The sequence below is a fragment of the Bacillus sp. FSL K6-6540 genome (genome assembly GCF_038007545.1).
This window is the reverse complement of sequence record NZ_JBBOXH010000001.1, coordinates 7,176,245-7,198,826: the sequence shown is the minus strand read 5'-3', so window position 1 is coordinate 7,198,826 and position 22,582 is coordinate 7,176,245. Positions and strand designations below refer to the sequence as shown.

The 22,582-nt window shown below is 46.8% G+C and carries 23 protein-coding genes and 1 tRNA gene; 22 read left to right on the top strand and 2 right to left on the bottom strand.

Features of this window, described 5'->3' with window-relative positions:
- The first annotated feature begins 257 nt into the window (after positions 1-257).
- From rpmH to MHH82_RS32370, 12 genes are all read left to right on the top strand, one after another.
- A complete protein-coding gene (rpmH, locus tag MHH82_RS32425) occupies positions 258-392 on the top strand; it encodes a 50S ribosomal protein L34 (protein ID WP_006207379.1) in 135 nt (44 codons plus the stop codon).
- 223 nt (positions 393-615) lie between these two features.
- Entirely contained in the window at positions 616-966 is a 351-nt protein-coding gene (gene rnpA / locus MHH82_RS32420) for a ribonuclease P protein component (protein ID WP_009591465.1), read from the top strand.
- 75 nt (positions 967-1,041) lie between these two features.
- The gene (locus MHH82_RS32415) at positions 1,042-1,932 is read left to right on the top strand and encodes a YidC/Oxa1 family membrane protein insertase (RefSeq protein ID WP_009591548.1); all 891 of its coding nucleotides are present in this window, start codon (positions 1,042-1,044) and stop codon (positions 1,930-1,932) included.
- Positions 1,929-2,717, top strand: coding sequence for an RNA-binding cell elongation regulator Jag/EloR (jag, locus tag MHH82_RS32410; RefSeq protein ID WP_340969731.1), 789 nt, complete (start codon positions 1,929-1,931; stop codon positions 2,715-2,717). The genes MHH82_RS32415 and jag overlap by 4 nt, the downstream gene beginning before the upstream one ends.
- A 189-nt stretch (positions 2,718-2,906) precedes the next feature.
- A complete protein-coding gene (gene mnmE / locus MHH82_RS32405) occupies positions 2,907-4,283 on the top strand; it encodes a tRNA uridine-5-carboxymethylaminomethyl(34) synthesis GTPase MnmE (protein WP_096777271.1) in 1,377 nt (458 codons plus the stop codon).
- Between the two features lie 108 nt (positions 4,284-4,391).
- A complete protein-coding gene (mnmG, locus tag MHH82_RS32400) occupies positions 4,392-6,278 on the top strand; it encodes a tRNA uridine-5-carboxymethylaminomethyl(34) synthesis enzyme MnmG (RefSeq protein WP_036659582.1) in 1,887 nt (628 codons plus the stop codon).
- Between the two features lie 3 nt (positions 6,279-6,281).
- The gene (gene rsmG / locus MHH82_RS32395; protein WP_251501990.1) at positions 6,282-7,004 is read left to right on the top strand and encodes a 16S rRNA (guanine(527)-N(7))-methyltransferase RsmG; all 723 of its coding nucleotides are present in this window, start codon (positions 6,282-6,284) and stop codon (positions 7,002-7,004) included.
- 1,267 nt (positions 7,005-8,271) lie between these two features.
- Complete coding sequence (noc, locus tag MHH82_RS32390; protein ID WP_009591452.1) at positions 8,272-9,090, top strand: nucleoid occlusion protein; 819 nt, start codon at positions 8,272-8,274, stop codon at positions 9,088-9,090.
- Positions 9,091-9,355: 265 nt separating this feature from the next.
- A complete protein-coding gene (locus MHH82_RS32385; RefSeq protein WP_009591460.1) occupies positions 9,356-10,117 on the top strand; it encodes a ParA family protein in 762 nt (253 codons plus the stop codon).
- On the top strand, positions 10,110-10,949 hold the full coding sequence (locus MHH82_RS32380) for a ParB/RepB/Spo0J family partition protein (protein WP_009591559.1): 840 nt from the start codon (positions 10,110-10,112) through the stop codon (positions 10,947-10,949). The genes MHH82_RS32385 and MHH82_RS32380 overlap by 8 nt, the downstream gene beginning before the upstream one ends.
- 212 nt (positions 10,950-11,161) lie before the next feature.
- Positions 11,162-12,310 carry an aminotransferase class V-fold PLP-dependent enzyme gene (locus tag MHH82_RS32375; RefSeq protein ID WP_340969718.1) on the top strand — a complete coding sequence of 383 codons (1,149 nt, stop codon included), beginning with the start codon at positions 11,162-11,164 and terminating at the stop codon, positions 12,308-12,310.
- Positions 12,311-12,348: 38 nt separating this feature from the next.
- A complete protein-coding gene (locus MHH82_RS32370; protein ID WP_015738124.1) occupies positions 12,349-12,867 on the top strand; it encodes a DUF4446 family protein in 519 nt (172 codons plus the stop codon).
- Here MHH82_RS32370 and yyaC read toward each other — a convergent pair.
- Positions 12,824-13,429, bottom strand: a complete 606-nt coding sequence (gene yyaC / locus MHH82_RS32365; protein ID WP_015738123.1) for a spore protease YyaC — start codon at positions 13,427-13,429, stop codon at positions 12,824-12,826. The genes MHH82_RS32370 and yyaC overlap by 44 nt on opposite strands.
- 260 nt (positions 13,430-13,689) lie before the next feature.
- Here yyaC and MHH82_RS32360 point away from each other — a divergent pair, with 260 nt between their 5' ends.
- From MHH82_RS32360 to MHH82_RS32345, 4 genes are all read left to right on the top strand, one after another.
- Positions 13,690-13,944 (top strand): DUF3343 domain-containing protein, encoded by a 255-nt coding sequence (locus tag MHH82_RS32360; protein WP_015738122.1) that lies wholly within the window; start codon positions 13,690-13,692, stop codon positions 13,942-13,944.
- A gap of 15 nt (positions 13,945-13,959) precedes the next feature.
- A complete protein-coding gene (locus MHH82_RS32355; protein ID WP_015738121.1) occupies positions 13,960-14,862 on the top strand; it encodes a mechanosensitive ion channel family protein in 903 nt (300 codons plus the stop codon).
- Between the two features lie 65 nt (positions 14,863-14,927).
- Positions 14,928-15,149, top strand: a complete 222-nt coding sequence (locus MHH82_RS32350; RefSeq protein WP_015738120.1) for a DUF951 domain-containing protein — start codon at positions 14,928-14,930, stop codon at positions 15,147-15,149.
- Positions 15,150-15,281: 132 nt separating this feature from the next.
- A tRNA-Ser gene (locus MHH82_RS32345) sits at positions 15,282-15,372 on the top strand.
- Between the two features lie 577 nt (positions 15,373-15,949).
- Here MHH82_RS32345 and MHH82_RS32340 read toward each other — a convergent pair.
- Entirely contained in the window at positions 15,950-16,144 is a 195-nt protein-coding gene (locus MHH82_RS32340; protein ID WP_145039762.1) for a YjzC family protein, read from the bottom strand.
- Between the two features lie 238 nt (positions 16,145-16,382).
- Between MHH82_RS32340 and rpsF the strand changes: the two genes are divergently transcribed.
- The 6 genes from rpsF to MHH82_RS32310 all read left to right on the top strand — a co-directional run bounded on the left by rpsF (position 16,383) and on the right by MHH82_RS32310 (position 22,579).
- A complete protein-coding gene (gene rpsF / locus MHH82_RS32335) occupies positions 16,383-16,667 on the top strand; it encodes a 30S ribosomal protein S6 (protein ID WP_009591503.1) in 285 nt (94 codons plus the stop codon).
- A gap of 47 nt (positions 16,668-16,714) precedes the next feature.
- A complete protein-coding gene (gene ssb / locus MHH82_RS32330) occupies positions 16,715-17,209 on the top strand; it encodes a single-stranded DNA-binding protein (protein ID WP_015738118.1) in 495 nt (164 codons plus the stop codon).
- Positions 17,210-17,230: 21 nt separating this feature from the next.
- The gene (gene rpsR, locus MHH82_RS32325) at positions 17,231-17,503 is read left to right on the top strand and encodes a 30S ribosomal protein S18 (protein WP_006207333.1); all 273 of its coding nucleotides are present in this window, start codon (positions 17,231-17,233) and stop codon (positions 17,501-17,503) included.
- Positions 17,504-18,378: 875 nt separating this feature from the next.
- Positions 18,379-19,053 carry an SOS response-associated peptidase gene (locus tag MHH82_RS32320; protein WP_015738116.1) on the top strand — a complete coding sequence of 225 codons (675 nt, stop codon included), beginning with the start codon at positions 18,379-18,381 and terminating at the stop codon, positions 19,051-19,053.
- Between the two features lie 727 nt (positions 19,054-19,780).
- Positions 19,781-21,550 (top strand): ABC transporter substrate-binding protein, encoded by a 1,770-nt coding sequence (locus MHH82_RS32315; protein WP_036659571.1) that lies wholly within the window; start codon positions 19,781-19,783, stop codon positions 21,548-21,550.
- Positions 21,551-21,616: 66 nt separating this feature from the next.
- Positions 21,617-22,579, top strand: coding sequence for an ABC transporter permease (locus MHH82_RS32310; RefSeq protein ID WP_009591558.1), 963 nt, complete (start codon positions 21,617-21,619; stop codon positions 22,577-22,579).
- The last annotated feature ends 3 nt before the right edge of the window (positions 22,580-22,582 follow it).

Here is a 22,582-nt window from a genome sequence, read left to right as displayed (position 1 = left end):
ACTTGTGGAAAACTTATGAGTTGGTCGAAGTCAAGTTTGGTTTGACTTTTGGGCCTGAACGTGATTAAATATATAAAGGCATTTTCTGTGAAGATGAGAACATTATCCGCTAGCAAGTAGCGGTCTGTTTACAAGAGATACGTCCATAGACGTCGGTTCAACAAATCGCGGTCTATTCTTCCGTGAAAGTGCGTCGATTGACGTTTTGATCTTAAAATATGGGTAAGCGATATTCCTGTAAGGGGGTGCATTAATTCATGAGACCGACTTTCAAACCGAATGTAAGCAAACGCAAAAAGGTACACGGCTTCCGTAAAAGAATGAGCACGAAGAACGGACGCAAAGTATTGGCTAACCGCCGTCAAAAAGGCAGAAAAGTACTGAGCGCTTAATATTGTGCCACGAAGACCACCGAGGTGGTCTTTTTTTCGTAATATCTGCTGCGGTGTGAGGAGTTTCCTTTGAAACCGGCAGAATATAAGCTACATTGAGTGGTAAAGGTTCGCAATCGGGTGTTTAGCGCGGTTTTGGCATGCCTATACTATTATAATAGTAGGGATGTCACAGCAGCGCAGGATGTAATGAACTTGATTAACGGCAGGGCGGTAGAAACTTGTGCATAGAAAACTTCGTTTACGGAACCGCGCTGATTTCAGCCGGGTATATCGACACGGAAAGTCCTTCGCCAATCATCAATTTGTTGTCTATTGGTCGCGCAAAAAAGAGGTAGAGCAGTTTCGCGTCGGCGTTTCGTGCAGCAAAAAGATCGGCAATGCGGTTGTCCGCAACCGGATGAGACGGCTGGTTAAAGAGATTGTCAGGCACCATCAGCACCAGATTATCGAGCATATCGACCTGATCTTTATCGTTCGAAAGGGAGCGCTCGACAAGTCCTATCAGGAGCTGGAGAAAAGCGTGCTTCATGTATTGAGGAAATCGTCCCTTTTGAAAGCGAAGAGGGGCTGAACCATGTGTTTATTTGTCCATATAAATATGTTATGATTTACCGTGGAATGGAATGGCGAAGAGAGGGGTTTTGAAGTGTCGTTCATGAAGACAAGACGAGGAAAATGGTTCCTCCTCACCGCTGTAATACTCGCAGTGGCCGTTATATCAGGTTGTGCGCCTGGAGCTGACCAAACGCGTACCATTGAAGACTTGAAAAATGGAGGCTTTTGGCAGAGCAACGTTGTTTATTACTTTACATGGGCACTTGATACGTTTGCGACATGGTTTAACGGCGAATACGGATTGTCCGTACTCGTGATGGTGCTTATCGTCCGTACCTTGATTTTACCGCTGACTCTGAAACAGGTCAGAAGCTCGAAGGCAATGCAGGCCATCCAGCCTGAAATTCAGAAAATTCGCGAGAAATATAAAGATCAGCCTGAAAAAGTTCAAATGGAAACGATGAAGCTCTTCCAGGAGAATAAGGTTAATCCGATGGCGGGATGTTTGCCGCTGATCGTACAAATGCCGATATTTATCGCACTCTATCATTCGATTTACTATAACAATCTCCTTCGTGATCACGAATTCCTGTGGCTGCAATTGGGTCAACCGGACAAGCTGTTTATTTTGCCGGTGCTTGCGGCTGCAACCACTTATTTCCAAACGAAAATGATGATGAAGATGAACCCGTCTCCGCAAATGGGGATGATGCAGTTCATGCTGTTCGTTTATCCGATTCTGATCTTTGTAATGTCCTTCCAGTTCCCATCCGCACTTCCGTTGTACTGGTTCTACAGTAACCTCTACACGATCGTGCAGAACTACTTCTTGTACCGAAACAATGACAAGGCTGCAGTCGTGGCAAGCGTTGCCAGCGCAACCGAAGGTCATAAGAGCAACAAGAGCGGTAACAAGGGCGGGAAGAAGAGTGGCAGCAAAGGCGGGAAAAAAGGTTCGAAGGGAGCCAAGAAGTCGAGATGAGTAAAATCGTCGCAACAGGAAAAACCATTGAAGATGCTGTCGCACAAGGGCTGGCCCGCTTGGGTGTAAGTCAAGACCGTGTATCGGTTGAAGTATTGAGTCAGCCATCAAGAGGATTCCTGGGCCTGTTCGGGGTCAAGGAAGCGAAAGTCGAACTAACGCTCCTGCCTGACGGTGCCGGCGGCGAACCATCTGTGAAGGAAGTTTCTCCTTCGGGTACGCAAGCTGTTCCGGCCAAAACGGTTCAGGTCTCTCATGCCTCCGTGGCGACGCAGGCAGCGCCTGCGGGCACCGCGATTGCTGAGAGCCCCGGGACAGCTTCCCTTGAAGGCAAGGACCCTTACCAGGAAGCCATCGCCTTTCTTATCGAAACTGGACAAGCCATGGGGCTTGATATCTCCGTTGAGATGGTGAAGGGAAAAGACTTTACGACGCTTCAAATTTCCGGAGCCGGACTCGGACTGATGATCGGCCGCCGGGGCCAGACGTTGGATGCACTTCAGTATTTGGCGAATATCGTAGCGAATCGGTACTCCGATAGTTATCTGCGCATCGTACTGGATGCCGAGAACTTCCGCGACCGCCGCAAGAAGACGCTGGAGGATCTGGCCGATCGATTGGCGGGACGGGTTCTGAAGACCCGCAAAGAGATTGTGCTAGAGCCTATGCCTGCTGCGGAGCGGAAGGTGATTCACGCCAAGCTTCAGTCCCATGGAGCCGTGAAGACGTACAGCAAGGGCGAAGAGCCGAACCGGCGGGTTGTCATCACGCCCAAGTCGTCCTAAATGAGTTGAAGAGCCTATATAAACAATGACTCCTTAAGCTTCAAGAGGGAGTCATTGTTTTTTAGAGAGACCTATACGCAAGACTTCCGCAGGAGGTTTTTGTTTAAGATGATAGATCAAGCAGCGGGGGAGTACACCGTTTGAGGTGTAATCCCGAGGTTTTTTAAATAGAAAGAGGTGAAGGAAACGATGTTTAGCGATACGATTGCAGCCATTTCTACGGCAGTCGGTGAAGGCGGCATCGCGATTATTCGCGTCAGCGGGCCGGACTCCGTTCGGGAAGTGGAGCGTATATTCAAGAGTAAAAACAAGCTAACGCAGGTGGAGTCCCATACCGTTCATTACGGTCATATTGTGGATCCGAATACGGGGGAAAACCTTGAAGAGGTGCTCGTGACTGTAATGCGTGCCCCTCGTTCGTTCACGACCGAGGATGTCGTGGAGATCAGCGCCCATGGCGGCGTCATCTCCGTGAAGCGGGTCATGGACCTGCTGCTTCAATTAAACATCCGTTTGGCAGAGCCCGGAGAATTTACGAAGCGGGCCTTCTTAAATGGCCGGATAGATTTGTCTCAGGCCGAAGCCGTCATGGACCTGATCCGTTCGAAATCGGACCGTGCCTTCTCCGTTGCCCTCAAGCAGGTCGAAGGTACATTATCCCGCAAAATCAACGAGCTGCGCCATACCCTGGTCGAAACGCTGGCCCATATCGAAGTGAATATCGATTATCCAGAGCATGACGTGGAGTCGCTCACCTCGGAATTCATTAAAGAGAAAAGCAAACTGGTGATGGGGGAAATCGATAAACTGCTCAAGACCGCGCAAGAAGGGAAAATTCTGCGGGAAGGGATTACGACTGCCATTGTCGGACGTCCTAACGTGGGCAAATCCTCGCTTCTGAACACGCTGGCCCAGGATAATCGGGCGATTGTCACGGACATACCGGGCACGACTCGCGATGTGATCGAGGAATTTGTCACCATTAACAACATTCCGTTGAAGCTGCTGGATACCGCAGGCATTCGGGAGACGATGGATGTGGTGGAGCAGATCGGCGTGGAACGATCCAAGCATGCGGTAAACGAGGCGGATCTCATTCTGCTCGTGCTGAATGCCAGCGAGCCGCTTCATCAGGATGAATTGGAATTGATGGAACAAATACGCGGTAGACAATGCATTGTCATTATGAATAAAATGGACTTACCGTCTAATCTCGATCTGGACATTCTCCATCGGTATTATCCCGATGAATTGATCGTTCCGATGTCGGTGAAGGCGCAGGAGGGGATTGACCGGCTGGAAGAGGCCATATCGAACCTGTTCTTCAGCGGCCAGATTGAAGGCGGGGATTTGACTTATGTGAGCAACGTGCGGCATATCGCCTTGTTGAAGAAATCCAAGCAGTCCCTGCAGGATGCCTACGACGCGGCCGAACAGCTCATTCCGATCGATATGATTCAAATCGATGTGAGAATGGCCTGGGAACAGTTAAGCGAGATCCTGGGCGAAGCGGTTGGCGATTCGCTCATCGATCAAATTTTTTCACAGTTTTGCTTGGGTAAATAAGCTCCAGGGCTTACTATATAGAGTAGGAACAGCTCAACAATTTCAGGGATATCCGAGGTGGATCCCCTTGATAACGTATATAACACAATAAGAACAGGAGGGTGAGCTATGAGTTATATGGGTGGCACTTATGACGTGATTGTAGTCGGTGCGGGCCATGCCGGTTGCGAGGCTGCACTGGCGTCCGCGCGTATGGGTGCTGAAACGTTGATGGTTACCATCAACCTGGATATGGTTGCTTTTATGCCTTGTAACCCGTCCATTGGAGGTCCTGCCAAAGGACATGTCGTACGCGAAATCGACGCGCTGGGCGGAGAAATGGGCCGTAATATCGATAAAACCTTCATTCAAATGCGAATGTTGAATACGGGTAAAGGCCCGGCTGTCCACGCGCTGCGCGCTCAAGCGGATAAGTTCTCTTATCAGCATACGATGAAGGAGACGATGGAGAAGGAAGAGAAGCTTACCCTTCGTCAGGGTATGGTGGATCAACTCATCGTAGAGGATGGCGTGTGCGTGGGAATCGTGACGCAGACGGGTACGGAATATCGCGCGAAAGCCGTTGTGCTGACAACGGGTACGTATTTGCGCGGTAAAGTCATTATGGGTGAATTGATGTACGAGAGCGGTCCGAACAATCAACAGCCTTCGGTCAAACTTGCGCATAACCTGCGCGAGCTTGGGTTCGACCTTGTTCGCTTCAAAACAGGTACGCCGCCGCGGGTGCATAAGGATACGATTGATTTCTCCAAGACTGAAATTCAGCCTGGGGATGAGAAGCCTAAATTTTTCTCTTACGAAACGAAATCTTCCGACAATGAGCAGCTTCCTTGCTGGTTGACGTATACGTCGGTAGATACGCATAAGATCATCAATGACAACCTTCATCGCGCGCCGATGTTCTCTGGCGTTATAGAAGGAACGGGTCCGCGTTATTGCCCGTCCATCGAGGACAAGATCGTTCGTTTTGCCGACAAGCCGAAACATCAGATTTTCCTGGAGCCTGAAGGTAAAAATACAAAAGAATACTATGTGCAAGGCCTATCCACCAGCATGCCTGAGGATGTTCAGCTTGCGGTGCTTCGTTCCATTCCCGGAATGGAGAAGGTAGAAATGATGCGTAACGGTTATGCGATTGAGTATGATGCCATGGTGCCAACGCAGCTGTGGCCTTCTCTGGAAACCAAGAAGCTGCCGGGCCTGTTCACGGCCGGTCAGATCAATGGCACCTCGGGATATGAAGAGGCGGCAGGCCAAGGTATTATGGCGGGAATCAATGCGGCACGTAAAGTGCAGGGCAAAGAGCCAGTCATTCTGGATCGCTCCCAGGGTTATATTGGAGTGCTGATCGATGATCTGGTGACTAAAGGGACGAATGAGCCTTATCGTTTGCTCACCTCCCGTGCAGAATACCGTCTGCTGCTCCGTCATGACAATGCCGATCTGCGACTTACCGAAATCGGTCACGACATCGGACTGATCTCGGAAGAACGTTATGCCAAATTCGTGCTGAAGAAGCAGCTCGTTGAGCAGGAGATCGAACGTCTTCGTCAAACGAAGGTGAAACCGGTTGAGGTGAATGCGATGCTGGAAGCCGCCGGGTCAGCACCGATCGTGGACGGAAGCAATATGCTGACCATTTTGCGTCGTCCGGAGATTACGTTTGCCATGGTGGAGTCGCTCTCGCAGTCTCCTTACGAGCTGGATGAGGAAATGAAGGAGCAAGTCGAAATTCAAATCAAATATGCGGGTTATATTGAGAAACAGCTGGGACATGTGGAAAAGCTGCAGAAGATGGAGAAGAAACGCATTCCGGAGGATATCGTTTACGACGAGATCAACGGACTGGCCATGGAGGCTCGGCAGAAGCTGAACAAAATCCGTCCGATTTCCATCGGCCAGGCATCGCGCATTGCCGGCGTAACGCCAGCGGATATTTCGATACTTCTCGTTTACCTGGAGCATTATAACCGGGTAACCGCAGCGAAAGGATAAGGAATGGACGACATTCAGAAAGCTTTTGTTGACCGGCTCGGCGAGCACGGGATCACGATTGACGAGAAACAGCTTCATCAGTTTGAGATGTATTACGAAGTGCTGGTGGAATGGAATGAGAAAATGAATTTAACCGGGATAACCGAACGGGAGCAGGTTTATACGAAGCATTTTTATGATTCGATTACGCTTGCCTTTTATGTGGATATGAACAAGATCGGCAATCTGGCGGATATCGGATCAGGTGCCGGCTTTCCGGGAATTCCGTTAAAAATCTGTTTTCCCCATCTCAAGCTGACGATTGTAGATTCGCTGAATAAACGAATTACGTTTCTGAAGCATGTTGCGGATACCCTCGGACTGTCCGGGGTTGAGCTGATCCATGGGCGCGCGGAAGAGGTTGCCCGCAAACATGGGTACCGTGACGGGTTCGACCTGGTGACGGCAAGAGCGGTAGCTCGAATGGCTGTATTGAATGAGTTCTGCCTGCCTTTCACGAAGGTAGGGGGACAATTCGCGGCGATGAAGGGCAGTGACCCTACGGAAGAAGTGAAGGAGGCGGCCCGCAGTTTGAAAGAGCTGAGAGGGGCGTTGAACATGGTTCATTCGTTCTCTTTGCCTGTAGAGGAATCTGGCCGGCATATCGTGGTGATCGATAAAAAGGGAGCCACGCCTTCCAAGTATCCCCGTAAAGCGGGTACGGCCAGCAAAACGCCGATCGTGTAAGCAAAAGCGACTTCGGAAATGAGATACGAACGGATTTAGGGGAGAACTCTTATAAGAGTTCTCCTCTTTTTTATTTACTGTATTATTGATTAAGAGAGGGCATGTTAGTGAACTTGATGCATTCATTCATCCTTATATGGAGTATATCGTGAGGCTCTCAATTAATTCCGGGTGTTTAGTTGGCTAGCCATCGTCTTGAATGATAGGAAGTGTCATTCGTTGGATAGCGAAAGGCTGAGTTCGGAAATGTGTTGTTTCTAAAACAGTTGTAACACATTGGCTACTAAACTTTTGTCCCTTGGATATATCTGTTAAGCTTTGAATGTTTCACGTGAAACATTTCAAATGTTTGAGTGCGCTGAATAAATGATATCTATGGTAGGATTATATTTCCTGCTAGAGTTGTGATCTGCGCCAAGATATTTCTTAAGGAATAAGTTGGATGGAACTCTCTTGAATGAAAGCTTCCCATTTTATTAATCGTTTAAGAAAGAGTCAATTGCTTTCTTTGCAGATGAGGATAGAAGCGAGTTCTTGAATTGGCAAATCCCACAATTATTATGAATGCTGTGATCATAGATAAGGCTATGGAAGGGGAGATGCGGTTCAAGAGCATCATTTTGACGGATAAACTTTGGAACTGTGCACAAATCCTGTATAAAGCAAGCGAGAAATGCAGGAAAAAAGGTGATATTGGAGAATAGAGTTATAGGACAAAAAGTGGTAGAATAGAATCGTAGTATCCATTTGAGCTGGCGGGCCCTATTGCCCGATCCTTGAAGGGATGAAAGAGTATAAATCCTGGCTTGGTGACTTTTCCATCCTTGCTTCGTGCAGTCAACAACCTTCGATTGTTGTGACTGCTGTTTTTTGGAAGTGCCAGGTTAACCCAAGGGGGTTCTTGGCCTCATACGAAGTAGAACAAAATATATACCGCTTGTGAGATATCGATTGATAGTAAACATCATGATATTGCCTCCTGATCTATCTCTCAAGAAGCAACCGCTTCATGCAGCGGGTTCGATCAGAGAAAACACGGCTATCGACACAGACGTTTTTCTCTAATCAGCATGAAATCTGTTTTTGCAGGGAAATGCCTGACATCACAATGATTTCCAGCACCGTAACAACTTAAATGACTAGTTCTACATGGTAGCTGGAACGATCCGTGTATGCTCCACATTGTGGTTGTTCAATCGTTTAACCGATTCCGGGATAAACCGGAGGCTTATCCGTGCTATCATGAAATTAGGTGGTAATATACGGAATGAAAGAACAATTTTCGAGATTGTTTGGCTTAGCGGCAGAGCGGAACCAAGGGGATGAAGTGAAACAAATCCCGGTAAACGAGGTTGTCAGCAGCCCATACCAGCCACGGACGATTTTTGATGACGAGAAGATTGATGAGCTGCTTCAGACGATTAAAACCCATGGAGTTATTCAGCCTATCGTCGTTCGCGTTCGAAATGGCGTGTATGAGATCATTGCAGGGGAACGCCGCTGGCGTGCGGTTAAGAAGCTGGGTCTGGACACGATTCCGGCCATTGTTCGGGAGTTCAACGATTCACAAGCAGCCTCCATTGCGTTAATCGAGAATCTGCAGCGTGAAGGTCTTACCTCAATTGAAGAGGCAGTAGCTTACCAGAAGCTGATCGATCTTCACCAATTAACGCAGGAGAGCTTGGCACAGCGACTAGGCAAAAGCCAGTCCACGATTGCAAACAAGATTCGTTTGCTGCAGCTGCCGGAAGCGGCCAAAGTGGCTTTAATGGAACGCAAGGTCACTGAGCGTCATGCGCGTGCACTGCTTTCCTTGGATAATGAAGAAACCCAGCTTAAAGTGCTGGACGAAATCATAACCAAAGAACTGAATGTGAAACAGACGGAAGCACGTATCGCCTTTTATAAAGAAGTAACGACAATGAAGAAGGCCAAGCGCATATCGTATAGTAAGGATGTTCGCCTGGCCCTGAATACGATTCGTCAATCGATTGATATGGTATCCGGTTCCGGGATGGCGATCAAAACAACGGAGAATGATCACGAAGATCACTATGAAATCGTTATAAAAATACCTAAACGTTAAGATATGGTGTGAAGCGGTATGCATCGTACCGCTTTTTCTGTTGATCAAGAGATCAAGATTCTCTGCAGCAGCGATATCTTTGCTTATTAGGTTTTATGCTGCAGATGAGAAATATGTAATTTTATTATTACTCATTTTCATCGAGTGCTATATCCTGGGCATCCCGTATTTTACGGGATCGTTCACATATTACATATACAGCCTTTCGCTGTATATCATCTATTGCGACTACTTAGAAGAGTCTTCCTACATTGAGGTGAAATGAGTGTCAAAGATAATTGCCATAGCAAATCAAAAGGGCGGTGTCGGCAAAACGACGACTTCCGTCAATCTGGGAGCTGGATTGGCTTCGCTAGGCAAACGGGTGCTTTTGGTGGATATAGACCCCCAAGGTAACACAACGAGTGGGGTTGGCATTAACAAAGCCGATGTTGCAAATTGCATTTACGATATTATCATCAATGAAGTACACCCGAAGGACGCCATCTGTGGGACTAATATCGAAGGTTTGGACATCATTCCGGCCACCATTCAATTGGCTGGTGCCGAGATTGAGCTTGTTCCTACGATTTCTCGTGAAGTACGATTGAAGAAATCACTCCAATTAGTCAAACCCCAGTATGATTATATTTTGATTGATTGTCCTCCATCGCTTGGCATTTTAACGATCAATTCATTGACCGCGGCCGATTCGGTCATCATCCCGATTCAATGTGAATATTACGCATTGGAAGGTTTGAGTCAGCTGCTGAATACGGTTCGCCTCGTTCAGAAACATCTGAATACATCACTCAAGATAGAAGGCGTATTGCTGACGATGCTGGATGCGCGCACGAATCTGGGCATTCAGGTGATTGAAGAAGTGAAGAAGTATTTTCAGGAAAAAGTGTACAAAACGATTATCCCGAGAAATATTCGTTTGAGTGAGGCACCGTCTCATGGGCAGTCGATCATTACGTATGATCCCCGTTCAAAGGGAGCGGAAGTATACTTGGAGCTGGCAAAGGAAGTGATCTCTTATGAGTAAACGTTTGGGAAAAGGGCTGGATGCGCTGATTCCATCTTTGTCTATTCATGATGATGACAAGGTAGTGGAAATTCCGCTCAGTCAATTGCGAGCGAATCCGTATCAGCCGCGAAAGACTTTTAACGATGAGGCGATCCAGGAGCTGGCGGAATCGATCCGTCAGCATGGCGTGATTCAACCGATTATTGTCCGCAGCGTGCTGAAGGGTTATGAGATTATTGCCGGGGAGCGAAGATTCCGGGCATCCCAATATTGCGGCAAAGCAACGATTCCGGCGGTGGTTCGTTCCTTCAGCGACCAACAAGTAATGGAAATCGCCCTCATTGAGAACTTGCAGCGCGAGAATCTGAATGCCATGGAGATTGCAGTAGCTTATCAAGGGCTCATGGAACAATTTTCCTTAACCCAAGAAGAGTTGTCATTGAAGGTCGGTAAATCCCGTTCCCATATCGCTAACTTTTTGCGATTGCTTTCGTTACCAGAAGAAGTGAAGGAAAATGTTTCACGTGGAACATTGTCGATGGGACATGCTAGAGCGATCGTGGGAATTAAGGATCCGATTCTTGTTAAACAGCTGGCGAAACAATGCGTGGAGCAGGAATGGAGTGTCCGCGAATTGGAGGAAGCGGTTAAGAATCTGGACCGCAAACCAGCGGATAAAGCGAAGCCTAAGGTCAAGAATCGCGATCCTTATATCGATCATCTGGAAGAGGATCTTAGAGAACGATTTAAAACGACCGTCAAAATTAAGCACAATAAGGATAAAGGGAAGATTGAGCTTAATTATTATAGCAAGCAGGATTTGGAGCGGTTGTTGGAACTTCTTCAATAAGAGCAGGCTTGGTATCTGAAGGCTCCGTTGATGAGTGGCTGGTTAAAAAGTGAGTTAGATTAAAACCAAAGACATGTCGACGTTCCTGAAAGGGAATGAGATATGTCTTTATTTAACTAAACGTGAGGTGCCTCGTTTGGCAGCGGAAGTTGAGAATGCTTGAATGTGTATTGTAAAGGGAAAATACTACGGAAAAATGAAGGGGAAACATCATGGACCCGATCGTTTATCTGGATCATGCCGCGACTTCGTGGCCCAAGCCTCCTGAAGTGTTTGAGGCAATGAAGAGGGCCATGGAAGAGGCGGCTGCAAACCCGGGGCGAGGAAGTCACCGAATGGCGGTGAAGGCATCTCGTGTCCTTTATGGGACTCGGAAGACGTTGGCAGATTTGTTTGGAGTGAAGAACCCCAACGATATTGCGTTGACATCGAATACGACCGAAGCGCTTAATTTAGCCATCAAAGGGTGTTTGCGTGAAGGCGATCATGTCATTGCGACGATGATTGAGCATAATTCTGTGCGCAGGCCGCTTGAATATTTGAAGCGCACCCGGGGGATACAAGTAGACTATGTTCCCGTTGATGAGGAAGGTCAGCTTGATCTGCAACGAATCGAGGGAGCCTTTCGTTCTAATACTAGGCTTGTTGTGTGCAATCATAGTTCCAATCTGCTTGGTTCCATTATTCCACTTGTTGAGATAGGAGAACTGGCGAAGAAGAAAGGGGCTATACTGCTCGTGGATGCTGCCCAGAGTGCCGGTATGCTGGATATTCATGTAGAGAAGATGCATGTGGGTATGCTGGCGTTCCCCGGGCATAAAGGGCTTCTGGGGCCACAAGGAACAGGGGGGCTGTATATCTCGCCTGATATTGATCTGGAACCATTGCTGCATGGAGGTACCGGCAGTCAATCGGAGGCTATTGAACAGCCGACGGTGCGTCCGGATCGATATGAGGCAGGAACGCCGAATACGATTGGATATGCGGGATTGCAAGCGGGTGTGCAGAAGGTGCTTGAATGGACGCCACAGCATATATACCGGCATGAATGGGAATTAACGCAATATATGATGGACGGCCTGCAAGAGGTGAGAGGCCTTCGTATACTCGGCCCTGCTCTTGGAAAAGCACGGACAGGCATCGTGGCTTTTGTGTCTGAAAAATTCGATGCGTCCGAAATAGCTTTTCGACTGGACCGGGAATATGGGATTGCCGTGCGTGCCGGTTATCATTGTACACCGCTTGCCCATATGGCATCAGGAACGGAACATACGGGTGCAGTCAGAGCGAGCGTTGGGATTTCTACGAGCCGTGACGAAATCGAATTCATGCGAAAAGCGATCAAGGAAATTCACAGTTAAACAAACAGATCAAGATGGAGAAGAGGAAGGAAGAAAGCATGTCTGAATTAAATGAATTGATCATGGAGCAGCTTCATTGGTTTGTCGTCGGAATGGTCATGATCATCTTGATCTTATGGATAACCTTAATTGTTCAAGGGGCAAAATTGCGCAAGATGAAGCGAAGATACGATGCGATGATGGCAGGCAGCGGGGTAGAAGATATCGAATCGCTGCTGGTCCAATTGAAAATCCAAATGGATGAAATTGAAGAAGGGCATGCCAGTCATCAAAAAATGCTGGATTCCATCAACGGCAGCTTGAAAGGAATGAAATCCAAAGTTGGCATCGTCAGATATAATGCATTTGGCGAGCGGGGGAACGAAATGAGCTTCTCCCTGGCTATCCTGAGTGAGGAGGAGGAAGGAATCGTTCTGACCGGTCTGCATAACCGGGAGAGCTCCTATGTGTACGCCAAACCATTGAAGGATGGGCAATCCAAATATCCATTGTCTCCGGAAGAAAAGGAGGCCGTTACTCTTGCGCTGCAAGAAGGGAAGAACGGTTCCACTCCTTGATCCCTACAAACAGGCAGGTTGCAATAATATCAGATAACCGCATGACCAAGCTTAATCGAGTGTTCTGCAATACGAAGTATTCCATAAAGCCGCCGACATTGACGATTCCCGTGACGTGGATATCGCCAACCGGCGGTAATTCTTTATGTACGCCGGCTCCAGGCTTAAGAGGGCCATCGGCGATCTGAATGGAGCCTACGCTGGTTGATTGGCCTAAGCAGGCGTCAATCCCGATCACAAAAGGGTTATCGAATTTCTCATATATGGCGGTCAGCGTATCCTTCAGATTCATGGCGTGGACAGGCTCGTCCAGCGTCCCGTATAGATGAAACAGCGAACTGTTGTAGCGGGCAAGCGAAGTGCCGACCAGCGGTCCCAGGCAGTCACCGGTGGACCGGTCGGTGCCGATGCAGACAATGACAAGCGGCCGGTGCTGAATACGGGCGTCGGAGAGATGAAAGAGCAAGCGATGTATAATAGCAGAATGGATATTAGGGTCCGTGTGTGGTATTTTTAAGCTGGAAGCCTCCGGGCGAGACGTGATTTTAGATAGACGGTTCATAGAATCTTCCTTTCGTCTGCATTTGGTAGTATCAGTATATGGATGAAAGACTGTTTTTATACTTTGCGTTTTGCTTAAAATGCGATTTAATCATTTCGAGCGGTAGCCGTGCTTTGAATATGTATAGGACATGGACCCGCAGGTGTTCTATGAAATGTTGATTTATTTTAAGAGTTTTATATAAAACCCTTGTTTGCCGGACATGATAATGAGAGATATATACAACTAAAATGATAGGCAGCATGAAGGAGGATTTGGCAGTGGAAGGTGCGATGGTGATCGCATTCGATTCCACCCAGCAGGCGCTGCGCGCGGAAATGCTGCTGGAGTATGCGGATATCGAAATAGATCTGTTCCCTACGCCGAAAGAGATTACGGCTGGCTGTGCATTATCGATTCAATTCCCCTCTGATGCGTTAAAGGATGTTCAAGAGATTATCCGGCTGGAGCATGTGGAGATCCGGGGCATTTTTGCGCTTGATGACAACGAGAGGTATATCAACATCGAAGAGTAAGGGAGGACATCAGGGATGAGGGGCTTTGGTTACTTGTCTGGGGAAACTACAGAAGATGGTGTAGACTTGCAAACGATAGCTGAGGAGGCAGAGGGTTTGAAAGATAAGATCTGGGGATGGTTAACGAATGAGGAGATGTGGATGAATATTCTGTCATCCGGCATTCGGGTAATCATCATATTTATTCTGACGCGTCTCGTGATCCGGGTTGTGTATAAAATGATTGATCAGTTCCTGCTCCGGCAGGAGAAGAGCCGAATCCAGGTGAACTCAAGACGCTTTGTTACAGTAGGGGAATTGTTAAAAAATGTAACCTCCGTCGTATGTAATTTTGTCATGATCTTAATCATTCTGTCGGAGTTCAACTTCAAGCTAGGACCACTGTTGGCTGGTGCCGGTGTACTGGGTCTTGCCATCGGTTTCGGTGCACAGAGTTTGGTGAAGGACGTTATTACCGGATTCTTCATTATATTCGAGGATCAGTTCGCCGTAGGTGACGTGATCAAGAGCGGCGAGTACCGGGGAACGGTCGAAATGATCGGACTGCGCACATCGCGTGTCAGGGGGCTGAACGGGGAAACCTATATTATTCCGAACGGGATGATTACCAGCGTTACGAACTACTCTCTTTCCAACTCGCTCGCGATAGTGGATCTGCCTGTGAAGAACGATCAGCAGGTGAAGGATACGATCACATTGATTCAATCGGCACTTACGGGAATCATGGACCGCCGGCCCGAGGTGCAGCGTACGCCGGATGTGCTTGGGATCCAGTCTTTGACAACGTCGGAATATGTGGTTCGCATCGTAGCCGAGTGTAATCCGAATGCCAGGGAAGCCGTGGAACGCCAGATTTTTACCGATATCAAACAGGCCATTGAAGCACGCGAGCTGGGGCAAGAACGCGCTCAGGGTTGATCTATTCGGTGATCCGATGTTATATAATAGATAATGAAGCGACGAAACAAAAGGGAGCGGTAACCATGGAGCGCAAGGTTTTTCAGTTAGGGGATATCGTTCAGATGAAGAAGCCCCATCCTTGTGGAAATAATGAGATGGAGATTATTCGCATGGGGATGGATATTCGGATTAAATGCACGAAGTGTCAGCACAGCGTGTTGATCCCCCGTGTAAAGTTCGAGAAGAATATGAAGAAGGTTTTACGTTCGGCGCAGGAAGCGGAAGGGGCAGGGGATACACCTTAATATTTCCTCCCCGGAAGCTTCCCAAGCCAGTGTTCATGAAGCCGGTAAGGCGAATCTGATCGAGCAGCTAAAAAGAGATGGAGACAAGCTATTGACCAGAGAACGTTTCCATGATATAATCAATCTTGCTGTGGAAAGGTACCCAAGAGGCCCAAGGGGGCTGACTCGAAATCAGCTAGGCGTCGCAAGGCGTGCGTGGGTTCGAATCCCACCCTTTCCGCCACCAATCGTTCTAAGTTCCGCTGTTATGGATGCAGACGATATTGTTACATAAACCGAGGCGTTAAGCTGTACGGACGCCTTTGAATAAAACACCCTCATGCAGGTCAGATGATCTGCCGAGGGTGTTTTTCGTTGTCGAGAGGATGACTCCAGATCAGGAAGCGGACATAAAAAGAAGGGCCCTAATGGGCCCTTCTTTCTGGGTAGGCGGTGCTTGTGAATTGGAATCATTTTATCAGCACTTCTGCGAACCTTGTCAACAGCTTCACTTGTCCTAAAGGTCAAGCACTCGGCTCATTTCCTCAGCTTGCAATTCGTGCGACGATCAGAAACCTTCTGCGTTGTTCAGTTGCAACGTTCAACGGAACCACACCTCTCTCATGCACCGCCTGATTATAATGTGCGCATAAAGGGCTGTTTGTATACATGCTAATTTCAACGAATGAAAATTTAGAGTAAATGGTCAGCCTTATTGCTTGAACGACAGCCATATAGGCAAAGCTCGATCGTGGGGCAGTGCTCAGGATGCAATAGGACGGACGCCGAACAATACCATGCGTCTGGAACACTCCAGGCTGTTACTTAGGCTGCACCCGACGCTTGTTTAACCATACGCGATCATCATTTTGAGTTTCAGGGAAGGTCTCGCCCTTGCTCATTTTAATTTGACGCGGGTTCTCAATGCCCATAATATGGTCTCTAACGCCAACTTCCATATAAATGCCGTTGTTTGGCGCTTTGTCGCCTGCACGAAATTCGGTCTGTTCTCCCATTGTGGAATTCCTCCTCATTATGATGGATGGACTGCATGTATTATCATGCGCCAACAGACCTTAAATCATTGCAGGGAAAGAGAGAAAGGCGCGGTAATAAAGGGAAGAGGGCATGTTTGGTTTCGAAAAGAAACTTGCATCCGATCATCCGTTCTGATATAGTATTATGGTGCGAGTTAGACTCGCTCCTTGCTCTCAACATCGATTGAGGGCCGAAGTCCATAAGGAGGTGAAACATATGCGCAAATATGAAGTGATGTACATTATTCGTCCTGACATTGAACAAGAAGCTGTTCAAGCTGCAGTCGATAAATTCCAAGGCATCATCTCCAACGGCGGAGAAATTACAAAGCATGACGTAATGGGTAAACGCCGTCTTGCGTATGAGATCAAGAAATTCCGTGATGGCGTCTACGTTCTGGTAAACTTCAACGCAACACCTGAAGTTGTAGCTGAGCTTGAGCGTCTCATGAAGATTTCTGACGAAGTCATTCGTTATCTCATCACGAACGACGTTGCTTAATACGGACCAAACTTTGTAATTGATTTCGTTCTAAGGAGGGGATTGGATTGTTGAACCGTGTCATTTTGATTGGCCGACTGACTAAGGATCCCGAGCTGCGATATACTCCTTCAGGTGTTGCTGTAACGCAATTTACACTTGCTGTTGATCGTCCGTTTACCGGACAAGGCGGGGAGCGCGAGGCGGATTTCATTCCGGTCGTGACCTGGAGACAGCTTGCGGAGACTTGTGCAAACTATCTGCGCAAAGGCCGTCTGACGGCTGTAGAAGGGCGCATTCAAGTGCGGAATTACGAGAATAACGAAGGTAAGCGTGTATACGTCACCGAAGTCATTGCCGATAATGTTCGCTTCTTGGAGTCAAACCGTGAAACAAGCGGTGGCGGAGGAAATCGTGAGGAATCATCGTTTAACGGAGGAAGCAACGGCAATAGCGGTGGCGGAAACCGGGGGAACAATAACTACTCGCGAAACAACAATCAGGATCCTTTTTCCGATGAAGGAAAACCGATCGATATTTCGGATGATGATTTGCCATTTTAATACGGAAAGGACTGACAACACATGGCTTTTAAACAAAGAGAAGGCGGAGACAACGACAAAAGACCGGCACGCCGCGGCGGCCGCAACAAGCGTCGTAAAGTATGTTTCTTCACTGTGAACAAAATTACTCACATTGACTATAAAGATACAGACCTGCTCAAGAAATTCATCAGCGAGCGCGGAAAAATCCTGCCTCGTCGTGTAACAGGTACTAGCGCTAAATATCAGCGTGCCCTGACGATTGCGATCAAACGCTCCCGTCAAATCGCATTGCTTCCATACACAACGGAGTAATCCTTTGTGTGTAAAGCGGTTCAGCCTAATCATAGGCTGGGCCGCTTTTTTATTAGGTACAAACTCAAGTGCTTACTTCAACATCTCGCAAGGGATACCTCGGCCATATGCGGTCTGTCGTCGAGTAAGCAATGTCGGCAGATGCTTGCAAGACCACGTCGCTGCCCATTGTGAATCGTGAAAGCATTCATGTTGAGAGGCAGAGGTTACATCAGATATATAAAACAAGAGCAGGGACAGACCATTTCGGTTTCAAACAGGCTTAACCAAATGTTGGGATATAATGTCTTCACGGAAGAATCGTGTCTCCTCTGAGTGTACATTGTTATAAAGTAGAAGCGATCGATAAATACAAGCCTGGTGTAAAGCTTTCCAGTTTTAAAGCCCTGAAATCATGTCTACTTCGAAAGGACAGTGTCTATTGTAAGCAATACAACGATAATAATAATGGATGTTCCTACTATAAAGGAATCCTTAAATGTAGGCCGATCGCAAAGTAGGCTGAAAAAATTCCTTCTATTATATATAGGTATCTGTAGCCTCTTAGCATGAAGGGTGGAATGATATTTGTCTAGTATATAGAATGCGATCCTTTTCATATATCGAAAAAAGAGAATGGTACGAGCCTATTTCTTATTCTCGTATGAAGTTTGATGTCTATCGTGTACAAACATGGTATACGAAGATGGCCACGAACCGTGAGGTAAGGAAAATTTAATAATGCGATTACACTAAAATTGCAGAAATTTTTCAATCTGATGATGTCCTCTCCAGGGATACAAGCGTACATAGAGTGGAAGCTCCATGATGTTAGTCTTATTATGCATATTCCTCCTCCATTATCCAAACGATAAAGGAAAAAGGAGGTAAGTCGTATGTGCAGAAGATTTTCGCTGTCCGCAGGGCTCGAAGAAGTGAATCAACGCTTTGGCATCCATCGGGTCATGTATTACTACAAGAGCCGATACAACATTAGTCCTACCCAAACCATGCCGGTCATTGTACAGGAACAGGGGGAGCGGGTACTCGATGAGTATCGGTGGGGCTTGGTTCCGTATTGGGGGAAAGATGCGGTCAACGCCGATATTACGACAGTTGATCAGAATCCCACTTATCGCAAAGCGATTGATACGAGACGCTGCGTTATACCTTGCAACGGACTATATTACTGGAGGACGGTCGGCAAACGGAGTTATGCCGTACGGACCGTGATCGGAGAGAATGAAATATTCGGTATGGCGGGCCTATACGAGACATGGCGGGATGCCAGAGGAAATGAAATGAGAACCTGCACGGTTCTGATGACGGATGCAAATGAAGCGATATCGGAGTTCGAAACACGGATGCCGGCAATCTTGTCGGAAGATAACATGGCCAAGTGGCTGGACCCGGAAATCCAGGGAAGGCATGCGGTTCATCCGCTGCTTCATACTTACCGCGGACAGATGCGCATATATCCGGTAACGCCTTTGGTGGCCGACGATACGCATGATCATCAGCAGTGCATTGAAGAAATGGATTTGAAGCTTGCTTGGGTGAAGAACCTGTAGTTCGTAAGTATGAAAGAACGTGGTTGATTTATCTGACATGAAACAGAACATGAAAGCAATCCGGAAGATGCATCCGGATTGCTTTTTAGGTTTTAGTGCAGTAGAGGAACGAAACCATGAAAGGTAATACCTCCAAACAGGCGTCATCTAATACGGAATTGAAGCTTACGGTTAGGATGAAATATTACATAAAAATGGGCTTTATCTAGATTGAGCAGAGATAGACTAGAATAGTGTGATATAATTTAACATAAAACTTACCTTTTAGCACTTTTAATCAAGGTTTTAAATCTGAATTAAAATTATTTGTAATATAACATTACATCATTTCCACAAAACCGAAAGCGATTATAGTTATAAATTGTAAATAAATCTTGATATTACATACATTTTCAGTAAACTAAGGATATACAACGGAGATAAACTTAATTATTAACCTCGAAAACGACGATAAAAACATGATTTTTGAGAAATATGAAAAAAAGTAATTGACGTTACCTAAATTTACACGTATCATAACATTAATTTTATAGGCAAGAAGATATTGCTAGAGACTTTGGCACTAATTGACCAATGGTATATTTTCTGTAAAACTTTCAAGTTATTTCACATCATGCAATGACATCCTAGAGAACGTAACGTTCAGTACCGAAATTATTTAAGGATGATTTCAATATTCGTCCTGATAATTTATATTGCAACAACATTTTTTAAGAGGAGGATTCGCATGAAGAAAAGAATGTCACTCCTGCTGGCAATCATGCTTCTGGCCATCACGGTATTAGCAGCTTGCGGAGGCGGAGGAACAGCAGAACAGCCACCAAGTCAAGGGGATCAAACGGAGCAAACTCCACCAGCTGAAGGCGATGGCGAAGAAACTACAGAACCGCCAGCTGAATCTGGTGACGAAAGCCAAGGCTATTTTGAAGCTGAAGACCCATCTTTGAATCCAGCAACTGCATTGAATCGTAAAGACACACTTGTTGTAGGTATGACCGCACCTAAAGGGGTATTTAACCCGTTCTACTGGCAGACTGCTTATGACAAATATGTCGTAGACGCTATCTTTGATTCTTTCTTCGCAGTTCAAGGCGACGGAACGTACCAGAACCGTTTGGCGGAAAGCGTAGAAGTTTCCGAGGATAAATTGAAGTACACGTTCAAATTGAAGCCAGGCGTGACGTATTCCGATGGCACTCCTGTTACTGTAAAAGACTATGCTTTTGCAATGAAAGTTTATCATGATTCCAGCTATGACGGCCAATCCGATCTGTTGTCCGTTCATATCAAAGGCGGTAAAGAGTACAACGAAGGCAAAGCTACCGATATCTCCGGTATTAAAGTCATCGACGACAATACCATTGAAATCGAAGTTACCGAAGCAAATGCAATGACCAAGGATAACCTCGGTACGGTTGCTTTTGCACCAGAAGCCTACTATGGCAAAGGTTACAAGCAAGGCAACCTGGAGTACATGAAAGATCTGCACGCTAAACCAATCGGAAGCGGTCAATATGTATTGAAGAGCTACTCCCCAGGTCAAGAGGTAGTACTCGAAGCTAACGCTAACTACTTCCTGGGCGCACCGAAAATCAAGAACGTTATTTACAAGACTACAACTGAAGAAACCAGATTGGCCATGTTCCAATCCGGCGAAATCGATATGGATATGGTTACCGTTAACGAAGACAACGTAGAAGAATTGAAAGGCATGGGCTTCCTGGACGTCAACATCTTCCCAACCAACGGTTACGGATATGTTGCCATGAACCACAATGATCCTAAATTCCAAGACGTTAAGGTTCGTCAAGCATTGATGTACGGTTTGAACCGTGCAGAAGTAGTAGAAATCATCTATGGTCCTTATGCGAACGTATTGAATATTCCACAATCCAGCGTTTCCTGGGCTTACACGGACGAAGGCATTGAGCCGTACGAGTTCGACATGGAAAAAGCGAAGCAGCTTCTTGATGAAGCAGGTTGGGTAGCCGGTGCAGACGGTACTCGCGAAAAAGACGGCAAGAAATTCGAAATTCATTTCTCTGCAACAGCTGACAACCCGGTAATCGATGCTCTGATTCCGGTTATGACGCAAAACTACCAAGAACTTGGCATCAAATTGACTGCTGAAACGTTGGATTTCAACGCTATCATGGATAAGAAGGACAAAGGCGAGTTCGAAATGTTCTTCGCAGCTTGGGGCTTGACTCCGGATCCGGATTCCACGGTTTACATTACAGATGGACAGCAGAACGATATCGGCTTCTCCAATCCAGATTACGATGCAGCTATGAAAAAAGGTCTGAACGCGTTTGATCTTGAAGAACGTAAAGCAGCTTACGCTGAAGCATATCAAGTGCTGAACCAAAACGTTCCGGATCTCTTGATCTATCAAAGACGCGATATGTGGGGTATTAACAGCAGAATCAACGGCATGGACATCACTCCATACAAAGACTTCACCATCGATCTCTATAAAGCCGAAATTCAACAATAACAGCAGGAAACATATGCTCAGCTCGCAAGAGCTGGGCATATCCACTTATAAGCCGGGAGGAATATTATGAAGCAGTACATTATCCGGAGGCTGCTGCAGATTATCCCGACAATGATCGGGATTTCGATTATCATATTTGCAATATCAGCATTGGTTCCAGGTGACTATATCACTGCAGTGAATAACCCGACGATGACTGCTGAGAAGGCAGCTCAGCTTCGGGAAATTTATGGTTTAGATAAGCCGCCAGTAGAGCGTTATCTTACATGGGTCGGCAATATGCTGAAGGGTAATCTCGGAGATTCCCTTGTGCACAAACAACCTGTTACAACCGTTATGGGCAATTATGTATGGAACTCCTTTTTCATCGCTATTTTCAGTTTGATATTGAGTTGGATTATTGCTATTTTTGCCGGCGTATTCTCGGCTAAATTCCAGTATTCTTTATTCGATAAAATCATTACGCTATTAATCTTTTTATGTATGTCACTGCCCTCTTTCTTCATCGGACTTCTTCTCATCAAATTTTTGGCGTTGGATCTAGGGTGGTTCCCGGTTGGCGGTATGAAGACATCCGGAATGAATGGAAATACGTGGGAACAATTGGTTGATATCGCTTGGCATATGTTCTTGCCGGTTACGGTACTCACGATGCTTAGCACAGGCAGCTTGACGCGGTATTTCCGTACAAGCATGCTGGAGGTTATTCGTCAGGATTACATCCGGACGGCTCGTGCTAAGGGGCTAAAGGAACGTACGGTAATTTTCAAGCATGCTCTGCGTAATGCAATGCTTCCTGCGATCACCCTGATGGGCTTTGAGCTGCCAGCTTTGTTTGGCGGCGCCATCATCATGGAGAAAATTTTCATTTGGCCAGGGGTCGGTCAAGTTTATCTGGAATCGATCAATATGCGGGACTATCCGTTCATGCTTGGTTTCACGGTGTTCATATCCGTACTGACACTTCTGGGCAACCTGTTGTCTGACGTTCTGTATGGAACTGCAGATCCAAGAATTCGCTTAAAGTAGGAG